The organism is Demequina sp. (assembly GCF_024642165.1).
Taxonomy (GTDB): Bacteria; Actinomycetota; Actinomycetes; order Actinomycetales; family Demequinaceae; genus Demequina.
The window spans coordinates 1-3,274 of the sequence record NZ_JAHEBP010000165.1; the positions used below are offsets into that span (position 1 = coordinate 1).

The 3,274-nt window shown below is 68.8% G+C and carries 1 protein-coding gene and 1 pseudogene; both read left to right on the forward strand.

The features are described 5' to 3' along the window. Positions 1-171 precede the first annotated feature (171 nt). Positions 172-2,637, forward strand: coding sequence for a leucine-rich repeat domain-containing protein (locus Q0L54_RS10935; protein ID WP_296668049.1), 2,466 nt, complete (start codon positions 172-174; stop codon positions 2,635-2,637). Positions 2,638-2,667: 30 nt separating this feature from the next. Further along, a pseudogene (locus Q0L54_RS10940) lies at positions 2,668-3,274 on the forward strand (hypothetical protein); the annotation flags it as partial.

Here is a 3,274-nt window from a genome sequence, read left to right on the forward strand (position 1 = left end):
CCCACCGCGTCGAAGAGCTACCAGAGCTTCCACCGCACGGACGTCTGACACTCGGTGTCGATTTGCTCACACCGAGTTTGACGCGCGGGTCACCAGCCACGATGATGTGGCCACGCGCCAGCACGATGCCCTGAGCCAGGCGACGCGCCTTTCATCGTTTGGGGGACTCCGGTGACGGCAACGCGCCTGCGCACACGGCTGGCCGCGGCAACGGTCGCCGGGGTGATTCTCACCCTGTCGGGGCTCGCGCCAGCGGTCGCCGCGGACGAGGTGGTGTTCGCCGATTCGAGTTTGCGCTCGTGCGTGATCGCGGCGCTGGGCCCAGGCACTCCGACCCCGCTGACGAGCGCCCAACTCGCGTCACTCACCACTCTCGATTGCGGCACCACGGTAGTCCGGTCACTTGGCGGTCTCGAGGCGGCGATCAACCTCCGGATCCTCGCCCTCGTGAACCCGGAAATTCAGACGCTCGACCCGCTCGCGGGACTCACGAAACTCGAGTCGGTGACGCTCTCGGACAGCAGAAGCCTCACCGACATTTCGGGGCTAGCCGACAAGCCCACACTGGCGACCGTCGAGCTGGCGTACGCGCGTCCCGCGAGCATCGAGCCGCTCGCCACCTTGCCGTCGCTGCGCGCTCTCGACCTCCACGACACGGACATCGCCGATCTGAGCGCGCTCAGCGAACTCTCCGCCTTGGAGGACCTCGACCTATCGGGTAACGGCATCACCGACGTCGCGCCTCTCGCGGAGCTGGTGGCGCTCACGCGTCTCGACCTGAGTGGAAACGCGATCGCGGATGCCACGCCACTGCGCTCCGTGACGGCCGCGATCGATCTGGGCCGGCAGAGCCTGGACGGCGGTGCGGTGGCGTACTGCACGGCTGTCGCGCCGCCGGCGATCCTGGGTCGCGCCGGCACCAAGGCCGTATTCACCGCCGGCACCTTCACGACCGCATACGGTTTCGCCTCGGGATGGCTCATCGCGCCGGGCGGATCCCTGTACGGATACAAGCTGCTCAGTTTCGCGACCACGGATGGCCTGTGGGGCGAGGTGCGCTACGTCCCGACCGGCTACTCGGGCTTGTGCGCATGGCCGTCAGCGTTCGCGGCGATACCGTCCATCTCGGGCACGGCCGTCCAAGGAGGCACGCTTGAGGCAGCTGTCACCGTCACGGGAGGCCCAGTCCAGTGGGGCACGGCCGAGACCACCATGCAATGGAACGACGCCACCACCGACGCCTACCTGGGCTGGGGTGACGTGCTGCCGCTAGGCGAGGCCACCGTGGGCACCCGGCCCGCGGCCACGTTTTCTATCTTCGCGCCCGGAATGGTGAGGTACGACGGTGTGAGCGCGCCTGCGCAGAGGGTGCTCGCACTCCTGCCCGAGCTCGCCGTCAAGCTCCAGAACGGTGCTCTGGTCGGGTATCCACTCACGACGGTTCCTGTCGATCTGCCACTAGGCACCGCCACCAAATGCCGCTATCTGGTCGACGGCGTCGTCTCCGCCACGCGGCCGGCCTGCGATCTGGTGGTGCCTGACGCATGGTGGGGCAAGAAGGTCGCGGTCGAGATCGAGGCGTCCGCCAGCGGCTACGCGACCAGGCGATACACCACCCCGCCGGCGACGGTCGTGCGGTCCTTCGGTCCTGCCGTGTGGGTCTTCGCGATCGACGGCGCCCCCGCGGGCACGACGACGGTGGGCCGTGCGCTGACCGCGAACCCGCCGGAGTTCGCGACCACGCCTACCGGATTCGTCTACCAATGGCGACGCGATGGGCACGCGATCACCGGGGCGACCGCGAGGACCTACGTCACCACCGCGTCGGACGGCGGACACCGGGTGTCCGTGGCCATCACCGCGAAGCGCTCCGGGTACCAGCCAGCCACCTGGGTGGCCTGGGATGTCTCGGTCTCCCCGCTGTTCGGCACCGCACCGAAGCCGATCGTCTCCGGTTCACCCGTGGTGGGTGCCGTGCTCAGCGCGGCCAGCGGTGGCTGGTCGCCGACGCCGAGTTCCATCGCCTACCAGTGGTTCCGCAACGGCCGCGCGATCGCCGGAGCCACCTCTGCGACCTACCGCACCACTTCATACGATCAGGGCCGCACGGTTCAGGTCAAGACCACGGCGCATAGGGCAGGGCTGTCGCCGACCACGACCACGTCAGCGGGCGTCGCCGTGCAGGGCAGGCTCATCGCGGGCGCACCCACGCTGACGGGATCGTTCACGGTGGGCCAGACGGCCAAGGTGAGTCCCGGCACGTGGGGACCGGGAGACGTCTCGCGAACGTATGGGTGGAAGGTCAACGGAACTTACACCGGTCACCACGGCTACCGGTACACGTTCGAACCGAAGGACGCATTCGCGACCGTGGTGGTCAAGGTGACGGGCAGCAAGACCGGCTACGCGACGGCCACCCGGTGGACCCAGTCGATCACTGTCCAGGGCCTGAAATATTCCTCCTGCTATGGCGTGCGCAAGCATTACCCCGGCGGCATCGCATACTCGGGCTCCAAGAGTGACTTACAGGCCGGTCTCGTGATCAAGGGCCTCAAGTCGACGACATTCGTGTCGAAGCCTCTGTACACACTGAATGCGGTGCTCGACACCGACAAGGACGGCTGGATCTGCGAGTAGCGGGGCCGTTCGGACGCCGAGGAGATGCTGATGGACCAGACGCACGCCGAGGGCTGGCGCACGGACCCGGATACCGGCCGCTACCGGTACTGGAACGGCACGGTCTGGGAGGACGATGCGCGGGCTCAGTCCGGCCCGAGCCCGGCGGCACAGCCGCAGCCGGCTGCTCCCGCCTACGCCCCGCCCGCTCAGGCACCGCCCGCTCAGGCGCCGCCCGCACCCCAGCGCCCCCTGCGCAACATCCCCGGCTCGGCAGTGGCGCTGATCGTGGTGGGAGGGCTCGTGCTGTGGGGAGGCCTCGGGGCGGCCTCGGCGGCCGGCACCGCCGCGTTCTTGCAGGGCGTCAACGACGGATTCGCGGACGGCATCGCAGAACGCTCGGGCAGCGGAGGCGAGACGCCGGTGCAGGCGGATGCGGAACCGCTCGCCGAGTCGGTTCCGGCTGGCTGGGCCACCCAAACCTCGCCCAGCGGCCGCATCGTCTACGCCGCCGATCCCTCGTGGGAGGCCCTCGAAGGGGACGACCCGTCCGTCTTCACGGACCTCGAACCCGACGCTGCGGACATCTACGAGACCGCGGGCTGGTGGTACCTCGAGGGCGACGCCGGATACGTCCAACTGACGGCCACGCTCGACT